Below are 21232 nucleotides of genomic sequence, written 5' to 3' on the forward strand. Positions count from 1 at the left end.
AATGGAAAACATAGGAGGTGAAGTGATGGATGGGAGTACTTTTTATTTTGTTGCTTGGATAGGGTGGATTGTCGTGACCTTTTTTATGAAAAAAGAATCTATTCGTTGGAAGATAAGTGCTTGTATATTAATTTTTATTATTTGTTCTCCGTTAAATGTGACGATTGCGTCTTTCACGATATCGGTAAATGCCCTTTTGCTTTGTATTATTTCTTTTGTAGGCATCACGTTATATTCTATTTGGAAAAAATTATATACCTTACTTTCGGCACTTATTATTGCAATGTTATATACAAGCTTTCATTTGTTAGAAGTATATGATCCAATTTGGATTGTGGTTGATAGGTTGTTGCTGTTAAGTGGTGCACTTGTGTATGCATCGGTTTTATTGCACGGGGATCGCATATTACGATTATGCTCCTTATATATAGGGATGTTACAAGGTGAATTGTTGGTGACGCTTATTTTTCGTAAATTACATTTTCCTTATGAATATGGCAGTTTAGCTTTTTTAGATGTTGCTGCTGTTTCCACTTTATTTATGGCGATTTTACTTTGGATTACGAAAGCATCAGTATATATGGAACAATTTAAGAGGAAAACACGTAAAAGAAAGGCGAGGGTAATGCATGACTGAATATACACCAGCTATTTTATGTGGCGTAATTGCAGGTACAATAACTAGGGTGTTAATGCTTCGTACCGATACGAGGCAATATCCGACGAGGCTCCACGGAAAAATTATTCATATCGCGATGGGATTAATTGCGGCTGCCCTAGGAGCAATTGCGATTCCGTCTGTTTTGAAAAAAGATTTCTCTGCAATTACATTTCTTACGTTAGCAGCGACGCAATTTCGTGATGTGCGCAATATGGAAAGAAATACGCTTCAACAATTAGATGGATATGAGCTCGTACCACGTGGTAATACATACATTGAAGGAATTGCATTAGTATTTGAAAGTCGTAACTACTTGGCGATGTTAACGTCGTTTGTAACAACGTTTGCGTATATAGGATTCCATTCATGGATTGCCGGGGTAATTACTGGTACAGTAAGTTTTTTCATTGCGAAAAAATTAATGTCAGGTAAAAGACTTCATGACCTTGTAGAAATAGAACACGTTCCACTTCGTTTTGAAGGAGCGGGACTTTATATTGATAATATTTACATTATGAATATTGGATTGCCAGCAAGGCAAGAAGAAATTATGAAGTATGGAATGGGATTTATTTTAAAACCGAAATCGATAGATGCGATGGTTACAATCTCAAACTTAGGACAACGTCAAGCTATTTTACATGATGTTTCGGTTGCTTTAGGAATATATAGAGATTCTGGAACGCCGGCACTTGTACCGTTAGCGAAGCGTGATTTAGAGGATGGGAGAGTTGGGATTTTTGTTCTGCCGCAAGATCAAGATGCAGAAAAAGCGATAGGGGTAATCGGAAATGTACCAACATTAGAGAGTGCTGTTCATATGTCATCAGAAGCTCCGAAAGGAAGGGGAGATAAGAGATGATGTTAGAAAGTGTTATTCTCGCAGTCATTACAACAACGCCAGAGAAATTTGCAGGTGGTGCCCCTTTATTTATTTGCGAGTCGACAGAGGAACTGGAATTTGTTGCAAATAATTTAGAGGCTATTTTAGATGGGATTGCACATCGCTTACAAGATAATGTATATATTATTGTGAAACATTAGTAACGTGTGGTATAATGTGAGGTGTTTTGATACGTTGAGAAATATTCTGGAATGCAAATCCCTTCTTGCACAAAGAAGGGTTTTTTACATAATAAACAGAAGCAAGTTGAAAGGATGAAAGTATATGCCGAAACCAGTAATAGCAATAGTAGGCCGCCCGAACGTAGGAAAATCTACTATTTTCAATAGAATTGTTGGAGAAAGAGTTTCAATCGTAGAAGATATACCAGGTATAACGCGAGACCGTATTTATAGTGCGGGAGAATGGTTAAATCATGAGTTTAACATTATTGATACAGGTGGAATTGATATTGGAGACGAGCCGTTCTTGACACAAATTCGTCAACAGGCGGAAGTAGCGATTGATGAAGCAGATGTTATCATTTTTATGACGAATGGTCGCGATGGTGTAACTGCAGCAGATGAAGAAGTTGCTAAAATTTTATACCGTTCTAAAAAACCAATTGTACTTGCGGTAAATAAGGTTGATAATCCAGACATGCGTAGTGATATTTATGATTTTTATGCATTAGGATTTGGCGAGCCATTCCCGATTTCAGGTACACACGGTTTAGGACTTGGTGATTTGTTAGATGAAGCTGCAAATCATTTTCCAAAGATTGAAGAAGAAGCGTATGACGATGAAACAATCCGTTTCTCTTTAATTGGACGTCCAAACGTAGGGAAATCATCACTTGTAAATGCACTTCTTGGTCAAGAACGTGTAATTGTAAGTAATATAGCGGGAACGACACGTGATGCTGTCGATACACCATATAGTAAAGATGATCAAGACTATGTAATCATCGATACAGCTGGTATGCGTAAAAAAGGGAAAGTATACGAAAGTACAGAAAAGTATAGTGTACTTCGTGCACTTAGAGCGATTGAACGTTCTGACGTTGTTTTAGTCGTTTTAGACGGAGAAGAAGGAATTATTGAGCAAGATAAAAAAATCGCTGGATATGCTCATGATTCAGGACGAGCTGTTATTATCGTTGTAAACAAATGGGATGCAGTGAAAAAAGATGAAAAAACAATGAAAGCATTTGAAGAAAACATCCGTGCTCATTTCCAATTTTTAGAGTATGCACCGATTGTATTCTTATCTGCGAAAACGAAAAAGCGTACACAAACGTTATTACCGGTTATCAATGAGGTAAATGAAAGCCATAGCATCCGTGTACAAACGAATGTATTAAATGATGTAATTATGGATGCGGTAGCGATGAATCCAACGCCGACACATAATGGTAGCCGTCTGAAAATCTTCTATGCGACACAGGTTGCGGTAAAACCACCAACATTTGTTATATTTGTAAACGATACAGAATTAATGCACTTTTCATATGAGCGCTTCTTAAAGAATCGTTTACGTGAAGCGTTCGGTTTTGTAGGAACGCCGATTCACATTATCGCTAGAGCAAGAGACTAATGGAGAGGATGTGATTTTATGACAAAAATCACAGTAATAGGAGCAGGTAGCTGGGGAACAGCGTTAGCGATGGTATTAGCTGACAATGGGCATGATGTACGTATTTGGGGAAACCGTCCTGAACTCATGAATGAAATTAATACGAAGCGTGAGAACAGTAGATATCTTCCAGGGATTACATTGCCAAGCACAATCGTAGCCTACTCTTCTTTAGAAGAAGCATTAGTAGATGTAAATACAGTACTGCTAGTAGTACCGACGAAAGCGTACCGAGACGTATTGCAAGAGATGAAAGAAATTGTTACAGAGCCAATTACTTGGATTCATGCAAGTAAAGGAATAGAACCAGGTACGTCAAAACGTATTTCGGAAGTGATTGAGGAAGAAATTCCAGAGAGCTTGATTAAGGATGTTGTTGTACTATCTGGGCCGAGTCATGCTGAAGAAGTAGGTTTGCGCCAAGCGACGACTGTTACGTCTGCAGCAAAACGTATGGAAGCGGCTGAGGAAGTACAGGATCTGTTTATGAATAGCTATTTCCGTGTATATACAAACCCAGATATCGTTGGAGTTGAACTAGGTGGTGCTTTAAAAAATATTATTGCACTAGCTGCGGGAATAACTGACGGACTTGGATTAGGTGATAATGCGAAAGCCGCATTAATGACACGTGGTTTAACGGAAATTGCTCGTTTAGGAAGAAAGATGGGCGGAAATCCACTGACATTTGCTGGTCTAACTGGTATGGGGGACTTAATTGTAACTTGTACAAGTGTGCATAGTCGAAATTGGCGTGCGGGAAATATGCTTGGAAAAGGACATTCTTTAGAAGAAGTATTAGAAAGTATGGGTATGGTTGTTGAAGGTGTACGAACAACGAAAGCTGCTCATGAATTGGCAGAGAAAATGGAAGTTGAGATGCCGATTACAGCCGCTTTATATGACGTGTTGTTCAATGGGAAAAATGTAAAAGATACAGTAGGCTCATTGATGGGGCGTGTTCGAAAACATGAAGTTGAAGCGATACCTGATTTATTATAAAAAAAGCGGTAGAAGTACATTTTGTGCTTCTACCGTTTTTTTGTTTTCTGGGTCTTTTCACCAATTTTTCATTTGTGCATAGGATGAAGAGTAACTTGAGGAGAGGGTGAAAAGAATGGATAACAACATTTTTAGTAACATTGAAAAGGAAGCGAAAGTGAATAAAGAAGATATTTTTAAATTAGCATCATCTGTTCAAAATGCGAACTTACGTGATGAGAAAGTGCTTCGCCAATTGATTCATCAAGTTGCTTTAATGGCAGGACGTGAAGTGCCGAAAGAGCAAGAGGATCAAATTGTAAAAGCGATTATTAACAATAATATGCCGGCGGATTTTGGTTCGTTAAGTAAAATGTTTAAAAAATAAATTATGAGAAACAAAGAGTTTAGAGAATGCATATGATAGTTATGAAAGAATGGGAATAGAGCTGTTAAGGGCATATTTGGTCAACCGAAGCGCATCATTTCGTGCTTCGGTTTTATTATTTTAAATAAAAATCATCAATTCACGAAAAAATGATGATTTTTATTTGTTTAAAGATTTTAATTTGTTAAAATAGTATAAAAATAGATTGAAAGTAAAGGGGTGTATATATGTCGGAAGGGCTTATGAAAATGTGGTTTGCTTTAGGGGCAATTGGATTTATGTTTCTTGCAGTAAGTTTTATTTTATTAAGTAGGCATAAAATGAAGAATAAATTTTTGAAAGGGATTACAGCTTTAGTAGCGTACACCCTCATGATTGTATCGGGAATTGTTATTTTCCTTGTTGTATTTAGTGGCCCTATTGAGCAATAAAGGATGTGTAGTCGGTAAATGTTACAAAAGGAACAGTCCATACTAGCATGAAAAGGTGATTGTCAGTGAAAAAAATCCATATTATTTTAATATTTTGTTGCATGAGCATTTTAACAGGGTGTATGTATCCAAGAGAAAATATGAAACAAAGTGCTATTCCTTATGAAGACCAGTTGCAAGTTGTACAAAAAGCCATTAATACATATAAGGAGCAAACGGATGGTTTATTACCAATTAAGACGCGTGATATGAGTACGCCGATTTATCAGAAGTATCCAATTGATTTTCAAAAAATTGCTCCAAGGTACATACAAGAGGCGCCAGGGAATGCGTATGAAAGTGGTGGAGTATATCAATATGTATTAATAGATGTTGAAAAAAATCCGACAGTAAAGTTAATTGATGTGAGAATGGCGGAACAAATTCAAGAAGTGGCATTGAAGCTAAGGATGTATCGGGATGAACATCAATATCCACCTTTTAAAAAAGTGATTACAGATGGTGTTTATGAATTAGACTTCAAAAAACTAGGATATAAAGATGTACCACAAGTGACAAGTCCGTACTCAGGAAAAGGTCTCCCTCTTGTAATCAATGAAAAAGGAGAATTGTTTGTTGATTATAGAATCGACTTATATGAAGTGTTGAAAAAAAATGAAGGGCAATTTAAAGAAGGCGAAGATATCCGGAGTATACTATCGAAGGATTCCCCGTTTGTTCCTGCATATTCTTTGCCGTACACAGTAAAAAATGGAGAACCAATTTTTTTAAAATCATAAGTCATGAACCTTTCTTTTAGTGAATAAGTTCTAGAAGAAAGGTTTTTTATGTTATACAACTTGCGATGCAAACAAAAGGTATTTTTAAATAGTCATATGAAATTGGACAAAATTATATGATATATTGTCCGAACTTCTAGAATACCATTATATTATATCAGATATTATAGGCAACGTTAGAGAAGGTATTAGTTGACTATAAACGTGGAATTATTCCCAAAAATATTGAGGGAGGGAATCACTTGGAAAAGGTAGATATTTTTAAAGATATTGCGGAACGCACAGGCGGTGATATTTATTTTGGAGTTGTAGGAGCTGTTCGAACAGGGAAATCAACATTTATTAAAAAATTTATGGAACTTGTTGTTATTCCCAATATTGAAAATGAGTCAGACCGTCAAAGAGCGCAGGATGAACTGCCTCAAAGTGCTGCTGGTCGTACAATAATGACGACGGAACCGAAGTTTGTTCCAAACCAAGCGGTTTCTATCGAAGTAGATGAAGGTCTTGAAGTGAATATTCGATTAGTAGATTGTGTTGGATATACGGTTCCAGGAGCAAAAGGCTATGAAGATGAGAATGGTCCGCGCATGATTAATACTCCTTGGTATGAAGAGCCTATTCCATTCCATGAAGCTGCAGAAATCGGAACACGTAAAGTAATTCAAGAGCATTCAACAATAGGTGTCGTTATTACAACAGATGGAACAATTGGTGAAATTCCAAGAAGAGATTATATAGAGGCAGAAGAACGCGTTGTAAATGAGTTAAAAGAAGTAGGAAAGCCTTTCATTATGATTATCAATACTGTACAGCCATATCATCCAGATACGGAGCAGTTACGTCAAAGTTTATCAGAAGAATATGATATCCCAGTAATTGCGATGAGTGTAGAGAGTTTAAGAGAAACAGATGTGTATAACGTACTTCGAGAAGCGTTATTCGAGTTCCCGGTTTTAGAAGTGAATGTAAACCTTCCGAGCTGGGTAATGGTGCTAAATGAAGGACATTGGTTACGCCAAAGTTATCAGGAAGCGGTTCAAGAGACTGTAAAGGATATAAAACGTCTTCGTGATGTGGACCGTGTCGTTTGGCAGTTTAGTCAATATGAATTTATTGATCGAGCAAGTCTAGCTGGCATTGATATGGGGCAAGGTGTGGCAGAGATTGATTTATATGCGCCAGATGAATTGTATGATCAAATTTTAAAAGAAGTAGTAGGAGTAGAGATTCGAGGGAAAGATCATTTATTGAAGCTTATGCTCGATTTATCTCATGCGAAAACAGAGTATGACCAAGTGGCGGATGCCCTGCGGATGGTAAAACAAACCGGATATGGAGTAGCAGCGCCTGCATTAGCTGATATGAGCTTAGATGAACCGGAAATTATTCGTCACGGTTCAAGGTTCGGTGTTAAATTAAAAGCGGTTGCGCCGTCTATTCATATGATTAAAGTGGATGTAGAATCAACATTTGAACCGATTATCGGTACTGAAAAACAAAGTGAAGAACTAGTTCGTTACTTGATGCAAGATTTTGAAGATGACCCGCTATCAATTTGGAATTCTGATATATTTGGGCGCTCTCTTAGCTCTATTGTTAGAGAAGGAATTCAAGCGAAGTTATCACTAATGCCAGAAAACGCTCGTTATAAGTTAAAAGAAACGCTAGAAAGAATTATTAATGAAGGATCTGGCGGATTAATTGCGATTATATTATAAGAAAAAAATCCCTCTAATTGCAGAGGGATTTTTTTCTTTTTGAGTTCGTAATAGAAAAATAAACAGCCATTATCTAATATTTTGTTGTAAATTGTCAAGTTTCATCAGAAATTCACATTTTAAGAGTAACAATTTCCTTAAAAATATTGAATTATAAAGGAGAATCGTATAATATAGGCGTTGATAATGATTTATCTACATCTTTGTAGTATAGAATTTGCAAAAATTGCCTACAAATGAAAGTAAGACTCATTTTATGATCATTATACAGTCTTATCTTTGGGAGGAGGTGAATGGCATGAACAAGACAGATTTAATCAATGCTGTTGCAGAAGCAAGTTCCCTTTCTAAAAAGGACGCAACAAAAGCAGTGGACGCTGTTTTTGATTCTATCTTAGAAGCTTTAAAACAAGGTGATAAAGTACAACTAATCGGATTCGGTAACTTCGAAGTTCGTGAGCGTGCGGCTCGTAAAGGTCGTAACCCACAAACAGGTGAGGAGATTGAAATCGCTGCAAGTAAAGTACCTGCATTCAAACCTGGTAAAGCGTTAAAAGATGCGGTTAAATAATCCTTACATATTAACAGGGAAGAAGAGTTTCCTTTTTGGAAACTCTTCTTTTTGCTTTTAAAAACATAAATATGCTAGAATGTGTTCGTATCACTTTTAGGTTTTTCGGGAGGGCTAGCGGATGGCAAAAGTTAATTTAGAACAAATTGAACATGCAGTACGTCTTATTTTAGAGGCAATCGGAGATGACCCAAATCGCGAGGGAGTACTTGATACACCGAAACGTGTTGCGAAAATGTACGCAGAAGTATTCTCAGGGATGCATGAGGATCCGAAAGAGCATTTACACAAAGTATTCGGAGAAGACCACGAAGAGCTTGTATTAGTAAAAGATATACCATTCTATTCGATGTGTGAGCATCATCTTGTTCCGTTTTATGGAGTTGCTCACGTTGCATATATTCCGCAAGGTGGAAAAGTAACAGGGCTAAGTAAATTAGCCCGTACTGTAGACACAATTGCGCGTCGTCCGCAACTACAGGAACGAATTACATCAACAGTAGCTAACTCTATTATGGAAGTACTAGAGCCGCATGGTGTAATGGTAGTAGTAGAAGCAGAGCATATGTGTATGACGATGCGTGGTGTGAAAAAGCCTGGTGCGAAAACAATAACGACTGCGGTGCGCGGCGTGTTAGAAAATGATGCAGCAGCACGTAGTGAAATTTTATCGTTTATTAAGACGAAGTAAAGAAAAGCGGGAAACTGCTTTTCTTTTTTTTATATACAAAAAAATGATATAGTTTTAGTGTTAAAGAGCAAGAATATAAAGGGTGAAAATTACTTCTGCCTTTTGTGGAAATGAATGTTTGTAGTTGTTAGAGACGAAGATAACTCGTATGAATGAAAGGTGAGGCTTTATTCGGGGGCAGTTTGGCAGAAGTAGCCAAGTTTTGATTATAGAAAATAGAATGTATGTGTTATAATAAATTTTATGAATTAGAAAACAAGGGTGATTTTTTGTGTGTGACATCTACGGAGGGTATGCGGGTATTAAAGAGAAATTGATGGAGAAATTACGCCATCCTTATTTTATAAACTATATTGAAGAACCATTTATTGATGAAGAAAAAATAGCGCTGTTATACGGTGCATTAAAAAGTGCAAATATACATAAAGAACAAATTGATCATTATGTAGTAACGATTATGCTTGTACAAATTGCTCTTGATACACATGAAAAAGTATCAAATAAAGCAAACGAAGAGACGAGTGGATTCCATAAGCGTCGTCAATTGACAGTTCTTGCAGGGGATTATTATAGTGGTCTATACTATTACTTATTGTCAATGAATTGTGATATTATCTTAATTCGTGCACTTGCTGAAGGAATTAAGGAGATTAATGAACATAAAATTATGCTATATCAAAAAGCACATGTGGCGATTCAAGACATAATGGAAAGTGTAGTAATAATTGAATCTGCGCTTTTGCAAAAAACATGTGATCATTTTCATTTATCTAATTGGAAACCATATATAACTTATGTGTTAGGAAAAAATCGTCTTCAAAAAGAGTGTCAATTGTATGCGGATAAACAAAATTCACCTGTTTTTCAAGCGGTCCAAAAAATCTCATTGGATGACGATAAAAATCTAGAAACAGTTATTAATGAATGGCTTATGGAAATGAGAAAGCAGGAAGAAAATTTTTTAGAGAATCATACAGAAGTTAATGAGATAATTTCTATGTTAAGAGATAAATCAAGGACATAAGCAACTTTACATTGGAAGAAGGTACGAGCATGCAACAATCAAAAGAAGAAAGAGTACATGACGTATTTGAGAAAATTTCTGATAAATACGATGTGATGAATTCTGTAATTAGTTTTCAAAGGCATAAGGCATGGCGTAAAGAAACGATGCGAATTATGGATGTGAAACCTGGGAGTAAGGCACTTGATGTATGCTGCGGGACGGCAGATTGGACAATTGCACTAGCGGGAGCTGTAGGGGAAGATGGGAAGGTTTACGGTTTAGACTTTAGCGAAAATATGCTAGCTGTCGGTAAACAAAAGGTAGAAGCTTTAGAATTAAAGCAAGTAGAACTTATGCATGGAAATGCAATGGAACTTCCTTATGAAGATAATACATTTGATTATGTAACGATTGGTTTTGGGTTACGTAACGTTCCGGATTACATGCAAGTATTAAAAGAAATGACGCGTGTAGTAAAGCCTGGTGGAAAAGTAATTTGCCTGGAAACATCCCAACCAACGATGATAGGTTTTCGTCAAGGATATGTCTTATACTTTAAATATATCATGCCGTTATTTGGAAAGATGTTTGCGAAAAGTTATAAAGAATATTCATGGCTTCAGGAATCTGCTAGTACATTCCCAGGGATGAAAGAGTTAGCAAATATGTTTGAAGAAGCTGGGCTTAAGAATGTGCAAGTGAAACCATTTACTTTTGGTGTAGCAGCTATGCATTTAGGTATTAAACCAGAATCAAAATAGAAAAAAGAAAAAAGACGTTTTAGGTTAAGGTGAACAATATGAAGTTACAACTTATGTACTCTTTTTTACGATCGGATATTAATGTTATAGAAAAAGAATTGAAGAAGACAGTTGCTTCTGAGCAGCCGTTAGTAGAAGAAGCGGCATTACAGCTTATTGAAGCAGGTGGGAAGCGGATTCGCCCTGTTTTTGTTTTGCTTGCAGGGAAATTTGGGGATTATAAGTTAGATGCAATTAAGCATGTTGCGGTTGCATTAGAACTTATTCATATGGCTTCGCTTGTTCACGATGATGTCATTGATGCTGCGTTTTTACGACGCGGTAGCGCAACAGTGAATGCGAAATGGGGAGATCGTATTGCAATGTATACAGGAGACTACTTGTTTGCGAAGTCTCTTGAATGTATAACAAATATAGAAATTCCAGATGCACATCAAGCGTTGTCTCATACAATTTTAGAAGTTTGTAAAGGTGAAATCGAACAAATTAAAGATAAGTATAACTATGATCAAAATTTAAGAACGTATTTAAGAAGGATAAAACGAAAAACAGCATTGTTAATCGCCGCGAGTTGTCAGTTGGGAGCGATTGCTGCTGGTGCTAATCGTGATACTGTAAATCGTCTATTTTGGTATGGATATTTTGTTGGTATGTCTTATCAAATTATTGATGATATTTTAGATTTCGTATCGACAGAAGAGAAGCTTGGAAAGCCTGCTGGTGGTGATTTATTACAAGGTAACATTACATTACCTGTTTTGTATGCCATGGAAGATCCAGTTCTTCGTCAGAAAATTACATCTGTGCATGAAAATACAACAGCAAGTGAAATGAAAGAAATTATTGATGATATTAAAGCGAGCGAAGCTATTGATAAAGCATTTTCGTTTAGTGAACGTTATTTACATAAAGCATTAGAAATAATAAAACCACTCCCTCGTGGACAGGCGAAGTACGCGTTGCAAAATGTTGCAAAGTATATTGGAAAACGAAAATTTTAGTGATTTTTCTAAAAAATAAAATAATCTCTCTATTTCAAAACTATTGCACAATTGTGATAAGGGTGTTACTATGTGTGTGGGGATATACAATTACATACATAATTCAGAAGTGGAGAGATTTTTTATGGAAAAAACATTTCTAATGGTAAAACCAGACGGTGTACAACGTGCATTCATTGGGGAAATCGTAGCTCGTTTTGAGAAAAAGGGCTTTCAATTAGTTGGTGCAAAATTAATGCAAGTTACTCCGGAAATTGCTGAACAACACTACGGTGAGCATAAAGAAAGACCTTTCTTTGGTGAATTAGTAGACTTTATTACATCTGGCCCTGTATTCGCAATGGTATGGCAAGGTGAAAATGTAGTAGATACAGCACGCAATATGATGGGTAAAACACGCCCACATGAAGCTGATATGGGAACAATTCGCGGAGATTTCGGTGTAACTGTTGCGAAAAACATTATCCACGGTTCGGATTCTTTAGAAAGTGCAGAGCGCGAGATTGCTATTTTCTTTAAGGAAGAAGAATTAGTAGACTACTCAAAATTAATGAATCAATGGATTTACTAATTATTTTGAAATAATTTGTAAACGCTTTAATAACTGTGATAATAGTAAAAAGTGCAAGAAGAATAGGGGTATTCTTCTTGCACTTTTTTTTATTTCGATCAGTTACGAAGTTAGGACTGTTATGATATATTGGTATGTAAAGTAAAAGGTCTATTATTATGAAAATAATAGAATAATTACAAGTAGGGAAAGCAAATACTCGATTTACTATATAATTTCTTTGTATTTTAAAGAGTGATGGAAGATAATATAGTTACTTTATGTAGCGGGATAAATACATATGCGAAAAGAGGAATAACGTATGCGATATATTACAGCTGGTGAATCCCACGGTCCGCAACTTACGACAATTTTAGAAGGTGTTCCGGCAGGATTATCTTTAGTAGCGAATGATATAAATGAAGAATTAGCTAGAAGACAAAAAGGATATGGACGCGGTAGACGCATGCAAATTGAGAAAGACCAAGTGCAAATTGTAAGTGGTGTTAGGCATGGGAAGACGATGGGGTCCCCGATTGCACTTGTTGTTGAAAATCGTGATTTTACACATTGGACAAAGGTTATGGGTGCAAAGCCGTTAACTGAGCAGGAAGAGAAAGAAATGAAAAGGCAAGTTACGAAACCTAGACCTGGACACGCAGATTTAAATGGTGCGATTAAATATGGTCATAGAGATATGAGGAATGTATTAGAGCGTTCTTCCGCACGTGAAACGACAGTTCGTGTTGCAGCTGGTGCAGTTGCAAAAAAAATATTAGCGGAATTAGGTGTACAAGTAGCGGGACATGTTGTCGAGATTGGTGGTGTACAGGCAGAAAATATCACATATAACTCTATTGAGGAATTACAAAGTACTACAGAAGTATCTCCTGTACGTTGTTTAGATGAAAAGGCCGGTAAAAAGATGATGCAAGCAATTGATGATGCGAAGGCAAATGGTGATTCTATCGGTGGTATTGTTGAAGTAGTTGTAGAAGGAATGCCAATCGGAGTAGGTAGCTATGTACATTATGATAGAAAATTAGATGCAAAATTAGCAGCGGCAATTATGAGTATTAACGCTTTTAAAGGTGTTGAAATTGGAATTGGTTTTGAAGCAGCACATAGACCCGGAAGTGAAGTACATGATGAAATCCTTTGGGATGAAGTGCAAGGATACAGAAGAAAAACGAACAATGCAGGTGGATTAGAAGGTGGCATGACAACTGGTATGCCGGTTGTTGTGCGCGGTGTTATGAAACCGATACCGACATTGTATAAACCGCTTCAAAGTATTGATATTGATACGAAAGAACCTTTTACAGCGAGTATTGAACGTTCAGATAGTTGTGCAGTACCGGCAGCTAGCGTTGTGGCTGAAGCTGTTGTCGCTTGGGAGCTCGCGACAGCTTTAATTGAACAATTTGGATTGGATCGTATCGATCTTATACGTGAAAATATTGAGAAACATAATGAATATGCGAGGGGATTTTAATGGAGAACATACATATTCAAACGAAATCAAAAGAATATGATGTACATGTTGGAAGGGAGGCGTTGTTACATTTAACAACGCTTATTCAAAAAATGAATCCTGCTGTATCTAACATAATGATTATTTCTGATGAAGCTGTTGCATCACTGCATTTACAGACAGTTGTTGATGCATTGCAAGTAGAGCAAAAAGTATTTTCGTTTGTTGTACCGAGTGGCGAAAAAGAGAAGTCTTTTGAAAATTTCTATGAGGCTCACACTTCGGCTCTTGAAAATAAATTAGATAGAAATTCTTTAATCATCGCACTTGGAGGCGGAATGATTGGAGATTTGGCTGGATTTGTTGCCGCGTCGTTTATGCGTGGTATTCGCTTTGTTCAAGTTCCAACGACTTTATTAGCTCATGATAGCGCAGTAGGCGGGAAAGTAGCAATTAACCATCCACTAGGAAAAAATATGATTGGAGCGTTTCATCAGCCAGAAGCTGTTGTATATCATACGCCATTTTTACATTCACTTCCTGAAAAAGAGTGGCGATCAGGTTATGCAGAAGTGATAAAGCATGCTCTTATTGGTGATGTAGAGCTATATCATTGGTTAAAAGAAGAAGTGCAAACGTTAACGGATCTTCGTGATGAAAAGTTAATTCATATATTAACGAAGGCGATTCCTGTGAAAGCGAATATTGTGTCGCAAGACGAAACAGAAAAAGGTGTACGTGCCCATTTAAATTTTGGGCATACGTTAGGACATGCTCTTGAAAAAGAGTTAGGATATGGAAATATTACTCACGGTGATGGAGTAGCGGTTGGTATGCTATTTGCCATGTTTTTAAGTGAGCAAGTGTACAAAATTGATCTTTCTTATGAAGAAATGAAGCAGTGGTTCTTGAAATACGGTTATCCAAAAATGCCAAGTGACTTGAATGTAGAACGTCTCGTTCAGTTGATGAAACAAGATAAAAAAGCAAATGCTGGAACAATTCATATGGTGCTTATGCAGGAATATGGGGGAGTGAATGTCGTATCTATTTCAGATGAGACTGTTCATATTGCGTTAGAAGCATTTCAAAAGGATATGGTCTAAAAAAGTTGGTAGAACAGGTATGAAATGCATATTTAAAGGTATTCTCGTAATGGTGACGGTTATGATGAAAGATGACAGTAAGGAATTATAAATCATATCAATGACTGGGGGAATAAAAGTGAGAGTAAAAGAGCAATTGTTAACTTTGAGAGCATATGTACCTGGGAAAAATATTGAAGAAGTAAAAAGAGAATATGGATTGTCAAAAATTGTGAAGTTAGCATCGAATGAAAATCCGTTTGGCTGCTCTGCGCGTGTGACAGAAGCATTAACTTCGTTAGCCAATCAATATGCACTCTACCCGGACGGGGCGGCTTTTGAGCTTCGTGAGAAAGTAGCAGAGCATTTAAGTGTAAAAGCGGAACAACTTTTATTTGGTAGCGGGTTAGATGAAGTCATTCAAATGATTAGTCGCGCTTTGCTACATAACGGAACAAATGTTGTAATGGCGAATCCTACGTTCTCACAATATTATCATCATGCTGTTATTGAAGGAGCGGAAGTTCGGGAAGTACCACTTGAAAATGGTATTCACAATCTAGATGCAATGTTACAGCAAGTAGATGAGAAAACGAAGATTGTATGGATTTGTAATCCGAATAATCCGACAGGTACATATGTAGAAAAACAAAAATTACTTTCATTTTTAGAATCAGTTCCAAAGTCAGCGCTCGTTATTATGGACGAAGCATATTATGAATATGCTGGGGCAGAAGATTATCCGCAAACATTACCCCTTCTTGAAAAGTACGAAAATCTTATGGTGCTACGCACATTCTCAAAAGCATATGGATTAGCTGCTTTTCGTATTGGATATGCGATTGGGGATGCAAAGCTTATTGGGCAGCTAGAGGTAGCAAGACTACCATTTAACACATCAACTATCGCCCAAGCGGTAGCAGTAGCGGCAATAGAGGATCAACAGTTTTTACAAGAGTGTGTGAAGAAAAATACCGAAGGATTAAATCAATATTATGCATTTTGTAAGGAATATAACGTATTCTACTATCCATCTCAAACGAATTTCATTTTCTTGAAACTCGGTATACCTGGTAATGAAGCTTTCGAACGATTAATGAAAAAAGGATATATCGTTCGTTCTGGTGCAGCATTTGGTATGCATGATGGTATTCGTATTACTGTTGGATTAAAAGAAGAAAATGATGAGATTATTGAATTACTTACGGAACTTGTAAAAGAACAAGTGAAGAAAGAAGAAACGTATTCTTAAGAAATGGTGAAGGCTCCTGTAACAGGAGCCTTTTTCATTTGAACTGCAATAAGGGGAGTTGTTTGCACGTTCAAGAAAGAAAACGTTACAATAGAAGTAGACGTATAAGAAGAACTATTGTACATATAAACTATTTAAAATGTGAGGAGGATACAGTTTGAAACTAGTAGGACGAAAAAATAGTTTGAATGGGAAAATTGTTGTTCCAGGAGATAAATCTATTTCACATCGCTCTGTTATGTTTGGAGCGATAGCGGAAGGGACGACGAAAGTATCAAATTTTTTATTAGGCGAAGATTGTTTAAGTACAATTGCATGTTTTCAAAAACTAGGTGTCCAGATTGAACAGAGTGGGAACGATGTCACGATTTATGGTAAAGGATTAGCAAATTTGCAAGAACCGAAAGAAGTATTAGATGTGGGAAATTCAGGGACGACTATTCGTCTGATGCTTGGAATTTTAGCAAATACGCCGTTCCATAGTACGATAATTGGGGATGCATCAATTGGAAAACGTCCTATGAAACGTGTTACAGACCCGCTTAGTAAGATGAATGCTCAAATTGATGGTAGAGAAAACGGACAATATACACCTTTATCTATTCGCGGTGGTAAGGTAAAAGGTATGCATTATCATTCACCAGTAGCGAGTGCACAAGTGAAGTCAGCAGTTTTACTTGCGGGTTTGCAAGGGGAAGGCGTAACTACAGTAACAGAGCCTATGCAATCTCGTGATCATACGGAAAGAATGTTACGTGCATTTGGTTGTACCGTAGATGTTAATGGACGGAGCGTTTCATTACAAGGCGGACAACAACTTAAAGGTGCAGACATAGAAGTTCCAGGAGATGTTTCTTCGGCGGCATTTTTCTTAGTAGCTGGTGCAATTGTCCAAAATAGTAAGCTTGTATTGGAAAACGTTGGTTTAAATCCGACGAGAACAGGGATTTTAGATGTATTAACAAAGATGGGTGCACTTATTTCTATCAATCATATTAGAAATGAAGAGTTTGAGCCGTGCGGAGATATTACGATTGAAACATCTAAACTAAAAGGAATAGAAATTGGTGGAACTCTTATTCCAAGATTAATTGATGAAATTCCTGTAATTGCTTTATTGGCAACGCAGGCAGAAGGAATTACTGTTATTAAAAACGCTGAGGAGTTAAAAGTAAAAGAAACAAACCGTATCGATACGGTTGTAGATGAATTAGGCAAATTAGGCGCGAAGATTGAACCTACACCAGATGGTATGATTATATATGGTAAACAAAGTTTAAAAGGAAATACTGTTAATAGTCACGGCGATCATCGTATTGGGATGATGCTTGCAATCGCATCGTGTATTATAGATGGAGAAGTGAAAATAGAGAATAGTGATGCGGTCGCTGTATCGTATCCGAAATTTTTCGAACAATTAGCTGCGCTATAAGAGCAAATATAGGAAGAGGTAGTTCACTCAAAAGGTTGCGTTCTTACACCTAGTTGCTTATGATAAATGAACAGAAGAGAATATTTTTTGAATTAAAGGAGACGTTTATGCAAAAGTTTGAACAAGCTGTTTCTTATATTGAAAACGGTGAAGCAGAAAAAGGATTACAATTATTAAAAGAACAACTACGAGTTGCTAATGATGAAGAGAAGTATGATATCGCTCGTTACTATCATACACTTGGGTTTATGGATGAGGCGTTAGCAATTATTGATGATTTACGCTTGTTATATCCAGAAGAAAGTGAATTTACATTATTTTTAGCAGAATTATATATTGATTTAGATAAAGAAGATGAAGCGATTGAAGTGCTTCATGATATTCCAGAAAATGATGATCTATATGTTCAATCGCTATTACTTGTTGCAGATTTATTCCAAATGCAAGGTTTTGATGATGTAGCAGAACAAAAACTATTAAAGGCGAAAGAAATGATGCCAGACGAACCTGTTATTACGTTTGGATTAGCAGAATTATATAGTAGTAAAGGTGAAGAGAAAAAGGCGATCACTTATTATGAATCGTTACTAGCAGAACATAAAGTTATGGGCGGTGTTGTCATTGCGCTTCGTCTAGCAGAAACTTTAAGTGCTATTGGAAACTGGGAAGAGGCAATCTCTTACTATGAGGCGGGGTTAGAAGAGCAAAAAGATATTCACTCACTATTTGGATATGCCTTCACATTATACCAAGGGGAAGAATATCAAAGAGCAATTGGTGCTTGGCAAGAATTAAAAGAATTAGATCCTGAGTACGCATCGTTATACATGTATTTAGCGAAAAGCTATGAAAAAGAAGGCATGCTTCAAGAAAGCTATGAAACACTTCAAGAAGGAATTAAAGTAGATGAGCTTTCTGTTCCTTTCTATGTAGAATTAGCGAATATTGCGGCGAAATTAGGTAAAATAGCGGAGGCAGAAGAAGTGCTTCAAAAAGCGCTGGAGCTAGATCCGGGACATTTAGGTGCGACATTAAAATATGCGTATATCTTAAAAGAACAAGAGAAATACGAAGAGCTAATTGCAGTTGTAGAGCGTACAATTGACAGTGGAGAACCAGATACACAACTACTTTGGGATCTTGCATTTGCAAAAAAACAATTAGAAATGTATTCGGATGCATTAAAACACTATGAAAGTGCATATACTTCTTTTAAGAATCATCCAGATTTCTTGGAAGAGTACGGTTATTTCTTATTAGAAGAAGGAATGCGAAAAGAGGCGAAAGAAGTATTTACGCAGTTAATACAACTAGACCCGACACAAATTCATATTGAAGAATTGTTATATAATTTAGAGGATTTTTCGTAAGTTGGAAGGAAACTGAATGCCGCTTCTTGAATCTAAAAAGAAAAGAGCAAGACAGAGGAGGGACTTAATCGCTATGAATACCCCTGTTTCTGTAAACGAGAAGAAGGATTTTGTAAAATGGTTTTTGAATAATTACCAACTGAAACAGCGTGAATGTGTATGGATTTTGAATTATTTAATGAGTCACGATCAATTAATGCATAAAGTCCACTTCGTAGAACATGCAAAATATTGTCCGCGTGGCTTAGTAATGTCAGCGAATTGTGTGAAAGACACACCGTTTCACTTTTTTAAACAAAATGTAATGACAACAGATGCAGAAAAGTCGTTTCATGATATTCGTTTGAATCGAGATGAGGATATTTATATTCAGCTTAATTTTAAATCATCGTTCCAAAATGCAAACTATGTAGCTGTATTAGAAGAAAATCCATATTTGCCAAAGCATATTGAAGTGAATGAAAAAGATCGATTGCTTGCAGAACGATTTTTAGAAGAAAGTGTATTCTCATTTAGAAGAGAGCGTCTTTTGAAACAAATTGATGAAGCTTTGGATAAGCAAGATAAGGAAGCATTTCATAGGTTAACAGCAGAGTTAAAAATTTTATAGAATTCATTTTGATTATGTAATCTTTACGAATTTCAGACTTTTTAAGAAAAACTACTTAAATAATAGGTAGTTTTTCTTTTTTTACCTCTTTTAGTATGGTTTAATATATATAAAGTGAAAGTTCTGTCATTTATGGTGAAGGAGGGGAGAAAAGGTGAAATGGATTGTAAAAGATGTGGAACAGTTTGAGCAAGCGAGGGAGTATGTAGATACAGGGATTATCCCCCTTTTGTCTATTTCGGCAGCAAAAGAAATGAAAATGGTTGTAGAGCAAGGTGAATTTATTGAGGCTTTGAGTATGGAGTTGGAAAGGGAGTATAAAGGAAGAGTGCTTTTACTGCCCGCATTTACGTATTTGGTAGAGAGCCAAAAGAATGAAAAAGACCGTTTGCAAGAATGGACAGATCATTTGCAAAGGCAAGGTTTTAAGCATATTGCCTATGTGACAAGTGATTTTTCATGGAAAGAAGATATGCAAGAGTTGCAGGGTGATTTATTTTGGTTTCCATCGTTATCATTAGAGCAATTTAGTGATCAAGCGAAAAGGGAAGTTATTCGTGCTCACATAAAAAATATTATGGTAATGTTGGAAGAAAGATGGATAAGGTAACAATAAACAGAAAGTTCTTATTATTATGAGTAGTATGATATTGACCTATACAAGAGGGTATTATATCATGATAGTGTCCTAGTATTTATTTTTTATATAATTTTTTCACGAGGGGACAATTTCTGATAGAGGGGGGAAATTTTCGTGAGCGAGAAAGAACATCGTGTGTCAAGAAGACAGTTTTTAAATTACACACTTACAGGGGTAGGAGGCTTTATGGCGGCGGGTATTTTAATGCCGATGACGCGGTTTGCGCTTGATCCGGTGTTAAGAAAAGAAGCGGGAACAGATATGGTTGCTGTTGGACAAGTAAAGGATATTACAACAGAGCCGAAGCGCTTCGATTTTAAGGTGAAGCAGGTTGACGGATGGTACAAGTCTGAAGAGCCAAAATCTGCTTGGGTGCATAAAGATGAAAGCGGAGACATTGTTGCGTTTTCTCCAGTGTGTAAACATTTAGGTTGTACAGTGAACTGGAATTCGGACAAAGCACATCCTAATCAATTCTTTTGCCCGTGTCACGGGGGACGTTACACAAAAGATGGGATGAACATTAAAGGCACACCGCCTCTTGCTCCACTTGACGTATACGAATCCAAAGTAAAAGATGGAACACTTTATTTAGGAAAAGCGAAGCCAAAAGGGGGTGCAAAGTAGATGCTAAATAAAATTTATGATTGGGTGGACGAACGTTTAGATATTACACCGATATGGCGTGATATCGCTGATCATGAAGTACCTGAGCATGTTAACCCGGCGCATCACTTTTCTGCATTCGTCTACTGCTTCGGAGGACTTACCTTTTTCGTTACTGTAATTCAAATTTTGTCTGGAATGTTTTTAACGATGTATTATGTGCCTGATATTAAAAATGCTTGGGAGTCGGTTTACTATTTACAAAATGAAGTGGCGTATGGACAAATTGTTCGTGGTATGCACCACTGGGGTGCCAGTCTCGTAATTGTAATGATGTTTTTACATACACTCAGAGTTTTCTTCCAGGGTGCGTATAAAAAGCCTCGTGAGTTAAACTGGATTGTTGGTGTTCTTATTTTCTTTGTTATGTTAGGTCTTGGTTTTACCGGATATTTATTACCGTGGGATATGAAAGCTTTATTTGCTACGAAAGTAGGGATTCAAATCGCAGAGCAAACGCCGCTCATTGGTCCTTATATTAAAACATTACTCGCTGGTCATTCTGAAATTGTTGGCGCTCAAACATTAACTCGCTTCTTTGCTATTCACGTCTTCTTCTTACCAGCAGCACTTCTAGGTTTAATGGCCTTCCACTTCATCATGATTCGCAAACAAGGTATTTCCGGTCCGCTATAAGAGATTGC

Annotated in this window: 24 protein-coding genes; all 24 read left to right on the forward strand. The window is 36.8% G+C overall.

Features of this window, described 5'->3' with window-relative positions; genetic code table 11:
* Positions 1-25: 25 nt before the first annotated feature.
* The 24 genes from MHI07_RS07395 to qcrB all read left to right on the forward strand — a co-directional run bounded on the left by MHI07_RS07395 (position 26) and on the right by qcrB (position 21224).
* Entirely contained in the window at positions 26-637 is a 612-nt protein-coding gene (locus MHI07_RS07395; RefSeq protein ID WP_002158597.1) for a YphA family membrane protein, read from the forward strand.
* A complete protein-coding gene (locus MHI07_RS07400; protein ID WP_002158596.1) occupies positions 630-1523 on the forward strand; it encodes a YIEGIA family protein in 894 nt (297 codons plus the stop codon). Before MHI07_RS07395 ends, MHI07_RS07400 begins: the two co-directional genes overlap by 8 nt.
* Entirely contained in the window at positions 1520-1705 is a 186-nt protein-coding gene (locus MHI07_RS07405) for a capping complex subunit for YIEGIA (protein WP_002086624.1), read from the forward strand. The genes MHI07_RS07400 and MHI07_RS07405 overlap by 4 nt, the downstream gene beginning before the upstream one ends.
* Before the next feature lie 124 nt (positions 1706-1829).
* The gene (gene der, locus MHI07_RS07410) at positions 1830-3140 is read left to right on the forward strand and encodes a ribosome biogenesis GTPase Der (protein ID WP_002011811.1); all 1311 of its coding nucleotides are present in this window, start codon (positions 1830-1832) and stop codon (positions 3138-3140) included.
* 18 nt (positions 3141-3158) lie between these two features.
* Complete coding sequence (locus tag MHI07_RS07415) at positions 3159-4181, forward strand: NAD(P)H-dependent glycerol-3-phosphate dehydrogenase (protein WP_340822839.1); 1023 nt, start codon at positions 3159-3161, stop codon at positions 4179-4181.
* Between the two features lie 115 nt (positions 4182-4296).
* Positions 4297-4548, forward strand: coding sequence for a stage VI sporulation protein F (locus tag MHI07_RS07420; protein WP_002158593.1), 252 nt, complete (start codon positions 4297-4299; stop codon positions 4546-4548).
* 227 nt (positions 4549-4775) lie between these two features.
* Positions 4776-4979, forward strand: a complete 204-nt coding sequence (locus MHI07_RS07425) for a DUF2768 domain-containing protein (RefSeq protein ID WP_002011815.1) — start codon at positions 4776-4778, stop codon at positions 4977-4979.
* A gap of 65 nt (positions 4980-5044) precedes the next feature.
* Complete coding sequence (locus MHI07_RS07430; RefSeq protein ID WP_002158592.1) at positions 5045-5758, forward strand: hypothetical protein; 714 nt, start codon at positions 5045-5047, stop codon at positions 5756-5758.
* Between the two features lie 242 nt (positions 5759-6000).
* Positions 6001-7479: a stage IV sporulation protein A gene (spoIVA, locus tag MHI07_RS07435; protein WP_000416521.1), complete on the forward strand. Its 1479-nt coding sequence runs from the start codon at positions 6001-6003 to the stop codon at positions 7477-7479.
* Positions 7480-7777: 298 nt separating this feature from the next.
* Positions 7778-8050, forward strand: a complete 273-nt coding sequence (locus tag MHI07_RS07440) for an HU family DNA-binding protein (protein ID WP_001043860.1) — start codon at positions 7778-7780, stop codon at positions 8048-8050.
* A gap of 121 nt (positions 8051-8171) precedes the next feature.
* Positions 8172-8741: a GTP cyclohydrolase I FolE gene (gene folE, locus MHI07_RS07445; protein WP_001151479.1), complete on the forward strand. Its 570-nt coding sequence runs from the start codon at positions 8172-8174 to the stop codon at positions 8739-8741.
* Positions 8742-9012: 271 nt separating this feature from the next.
* Positions 9013-9765 carry a heptaprenyl diphosphate synthase component 1 gene (locus tag MHI07_RS07450; protein WP_002117667.1) on the forward strand — a complete coding sequence of 251 codons (753 nt, stop codon included), beginning with the start codon at positions 9013-9015 and terminating at the stop codon, positions 9763-9765.
* A 29-nt stretch (positions 9766-9794) separates the two neighbouring features.
* Positions 9795-10508 carry a 2-heptaprenyl-1,4-naphthoquinone methyltransferase gene (gene menG, locus MHI07_RS07455; protein ID WP_002158591.1) on the forward strand — a complete coding sequence of 238 codons (714 nt, stop codon included), beginning with the start codon at positions 9795-9797 and terminating at the stop codon, positions 10506-10508.
* A 38-nt stretch (positions 10509-10546) separates the two neighbouring features.
* Entirely contained in the window at positions 10547-11509 is a 963-nt protein-coding gene (gene hepT, locus MHI07_RS07460; protein ID WP_002011823.1) for a heptaprenyl diphosphate synthase component II, read from the forward strand.
* Between the two features lie 124 nt (positions 11510-11633).
* The gene (gene ndk, locus MHI07_RS07465) at positions 11634-12080 is read left to right on the forward strand and encodes a nucleoside-diphosphate kinase (RefSeq protein ID WP_002064527.1); all 447 of its coding nucleotides are present in this window, start codon (positions 11634-11636) and stop codon (positions 12078-12080) included.
* 301 nt (positions 12081-12381) lie between these two features.
* The gene (gene aroC, locus MHI07_RS07470; protein ID WP_340822844.1) at positions 12382-13554 is read left to right on the forward strand and encodes a chorismate synthase; all 1173 of its coding nucleotides are present in this window, start codon (positions 12382-12384) and stop codon (positions 13552-13554) included.
* Positions 13554-14639 (forward strand): 3-dehydroquinate synthase, encoded by a 1086-nt coding sequence (aroB, locus tag MHI07_RS07475; RefSeq protein WP_002158589.1) that lies wholly within the window; start codon positions 13554-13556, stop codon positions 14637-14639. Before aroC ends, aroB begins: the two co-directional genes overlap by 1 nt.
* 118 nt (positions 14640-14757) lie before the next feature.
* Positions 14758-15870, forward strand: coding sequence for a histidinol-phosphate transaminase (hisC, locus tag MHI07_RS07480; protein WP_340822847.1), 1113 nt, complete (start codon positions 14758-14760; stop codon positions 15868-15870).
* A 157-nt stretch (positions 15871-16027) separates the two neighbouring features.
* Entirely contained in the window at positions 16028-17302 is a 1275-nt protein-coding gene (gene aroA / locus MHI07_RS07485) for a 3-phosphoshikimate 1-carboxyvinyltransferase (RefSeq protein WP_340822849.1), read from the forward strand.
* Positions 17303-17409: 107 nt separating this feature from the next.
* A complete protein-coding gene (locus MHI07_RS07490; RefSeq protein ID WP_002202607.1) occupies positions 17410-18672 on the forward strand; it encodes a tetratricopeptide repeat protein in 1263 nt (420 codons plus the stop codon).
* 73 nt (positions 18673-18745) lie between these two features.
* Positions 18746-19282, forward strand: coding sequence for a ReoY family proteolytic degradation factor (locus MHI07_RS07495; RefSeq protein ID WP_002086615.1), 537 nt, complete (start codon positions 18746-18748; stop codon positions 19280-19282).
* Positions 19283-19436: 154 nt separating this feature from the next.
* On the forward strand, positions 19437-19892 hold the full coding sequence (locus MHI07_RS07500) for a YpiF family protein (protein WP_002158585.1): 456 nt from the start codon (positions 19437-19439) through the stop codon (positions 19890-19892).
* A gap of 144 nt (positions 19893-20036) precedes the next feature.
* Positions 20037-20549: a menaquinol-cytochrome c reductase iron-sulfur subunit gene (gene qcrA / locus MHI07_RS07505; RefSeq protein WP_002158584.1), complete on the forward strand. Its 513-nt coding sequence runs from the start codon at positions 20037-20039 to the stop codon at positions 20547-20549.
* Positions 20550-21224, forward strand: coding sequence for a menaquinol-cytochrome c reductase cytochrome b subunit (qcrB, locus tag MHI07_RS07510; protein WP_000932700.1), 675 nt, complete (start codon positions 20550-20552; stop codon positions 21222-21224).
* The last annotated feature ends 8 nt before the right edge of the window (positions 21225-21232 follow it).

The sequence above is a fragment of the Bacillus sp. FSL H8-0545 genome, from assembly GCF_038006105.1.
Taxonomy (GTDB): domain Bacteria; phylum Bacillota; class Bacilli; order Bacillales; family Bacillaceae_G; genus Bacillus_A; species Bacillus_A cereus_U.

What these genes read in the sequence shown, in the direction of transcription:
- MHI07_RS07395 (WP_002158597.1), top strand. Translation starts at nt 26, where the DNA reads ATGGATGGGAGTACTTTTTATTTTGTTGCTTGGATAGGGTGGATTGTC.
- MHI07_RS07400 (WP_002158596.1), top strand. Translation starts at nt 630, where the DNA reads ATGACTGAATATACACCAGCTATTTTATGTGGCGTAATTGCAGGTACA.
- MHI07_RS07405 (WP_002086624.1), top strand. Translation starts at nt 1,520, where the DNA reads ATGATGTTAGAAAGTGTTATTCTCGCAGTCATTACAACAACGCCAGAG.
- der (WP_002011811.1), top strand. Translation starts at nt 1,830, where the DNA reads ATGCCGAAACCAGTAATAGCAATAGTAGGCCGCCCGAACGTAGGAAAA.
- MHI07_RS07415 (WP_340822839.1), top strand. Translation starts at nt 3,159, where the DNA reads ATGACAAAAATCACAGTAATAGGAGCAGGTAGCTGGGGAACAGCGTTA.
- MHI07_RS07420 (WP_002158593.1), top strand. Translation starts at nt 4,297, where the DNA reads ATGGATAACAACATTTTTAGTAACATTGAAAAGGAAGCGAAAGTGAAT.
- MHI07_RS07425 (WP_002011815.1), top strand. Translation starts at nt 4,776, where the DNA reads ATGTCGGAAGGGCTTATGAAAATGTGGTTTGCTTTAGGGGCAATTGGA.
- MHI07_RS07440 (WP_001043860.1), top strand. Translation starts at nt 7,778, where the DNA reads ATGAACAAGACAGATTTAATCAATGCTGTTGCAGAAGCAAGTTCCCTT.
- folE (WP_001151479.1), top strand. Translation starts at nt 8,172, where the DNA reads ATGGCAAAAGTTAATTTAGAACAAATTGAACATGCAGTACGTCTTATT.
- menG (WP_002158591.1), top strand. Translation starts at nt 9,795, where the DNA reads ATGCAACAATCAAAAGAAGAAAGAGTACATGACGTATTTGAGAAAATT.
- hepT (WP_002011823.1), top strand. Translation starts at nt 10,547, where the DNA reads ATGAAGTTACAACTTATGTACTCTTTTTTACGATCGGATATTAATGTT.
- ndk (WP_002064527.1), top strand. Translation starts at nt 11,634, where the DNA reads ATGGAAAAAACATTTCTAATGGTAAAACCAGACGGTGTACAACGTGCA.
- aroC (WP_340822844.1), top strand. Translation starts at nt 12,382, where the DNA reads ATGCGATATATTACAGCTGGTGAATCCCACGGTCCGCAACTTACGACA.
- aroB (WP_002158589.1), top strand. Translation starts at nt 13,554, where the DNA reads ATGGAGAACATACATATTCAAACGAAATCAAAAGAATATGATGTACAT.
- MHI07_RS07490 (WP_002202607.1), top strand. Translation starts at nt 17,410, where the DNA reads ATGCAAAAGTTTGAACAAGCTGTTTCTTATATTGAAAACGGTGAAGCA.
- MHI07_RS07495 (WP_002086615.1), top strand. Translation starts at nt 18,746, where the DNA reads ATGAATACCCCTGTTTCTGTAAACGAGAAGAAGGATTTTGTAAAATGG.
- qcrB (WP_000932700.1), top strand. Translation starts at nt 20,550, where the DNA reads ATGCTAAATAAAATTTATGATTGGGTGGACGAACGTTTAGATATTACA.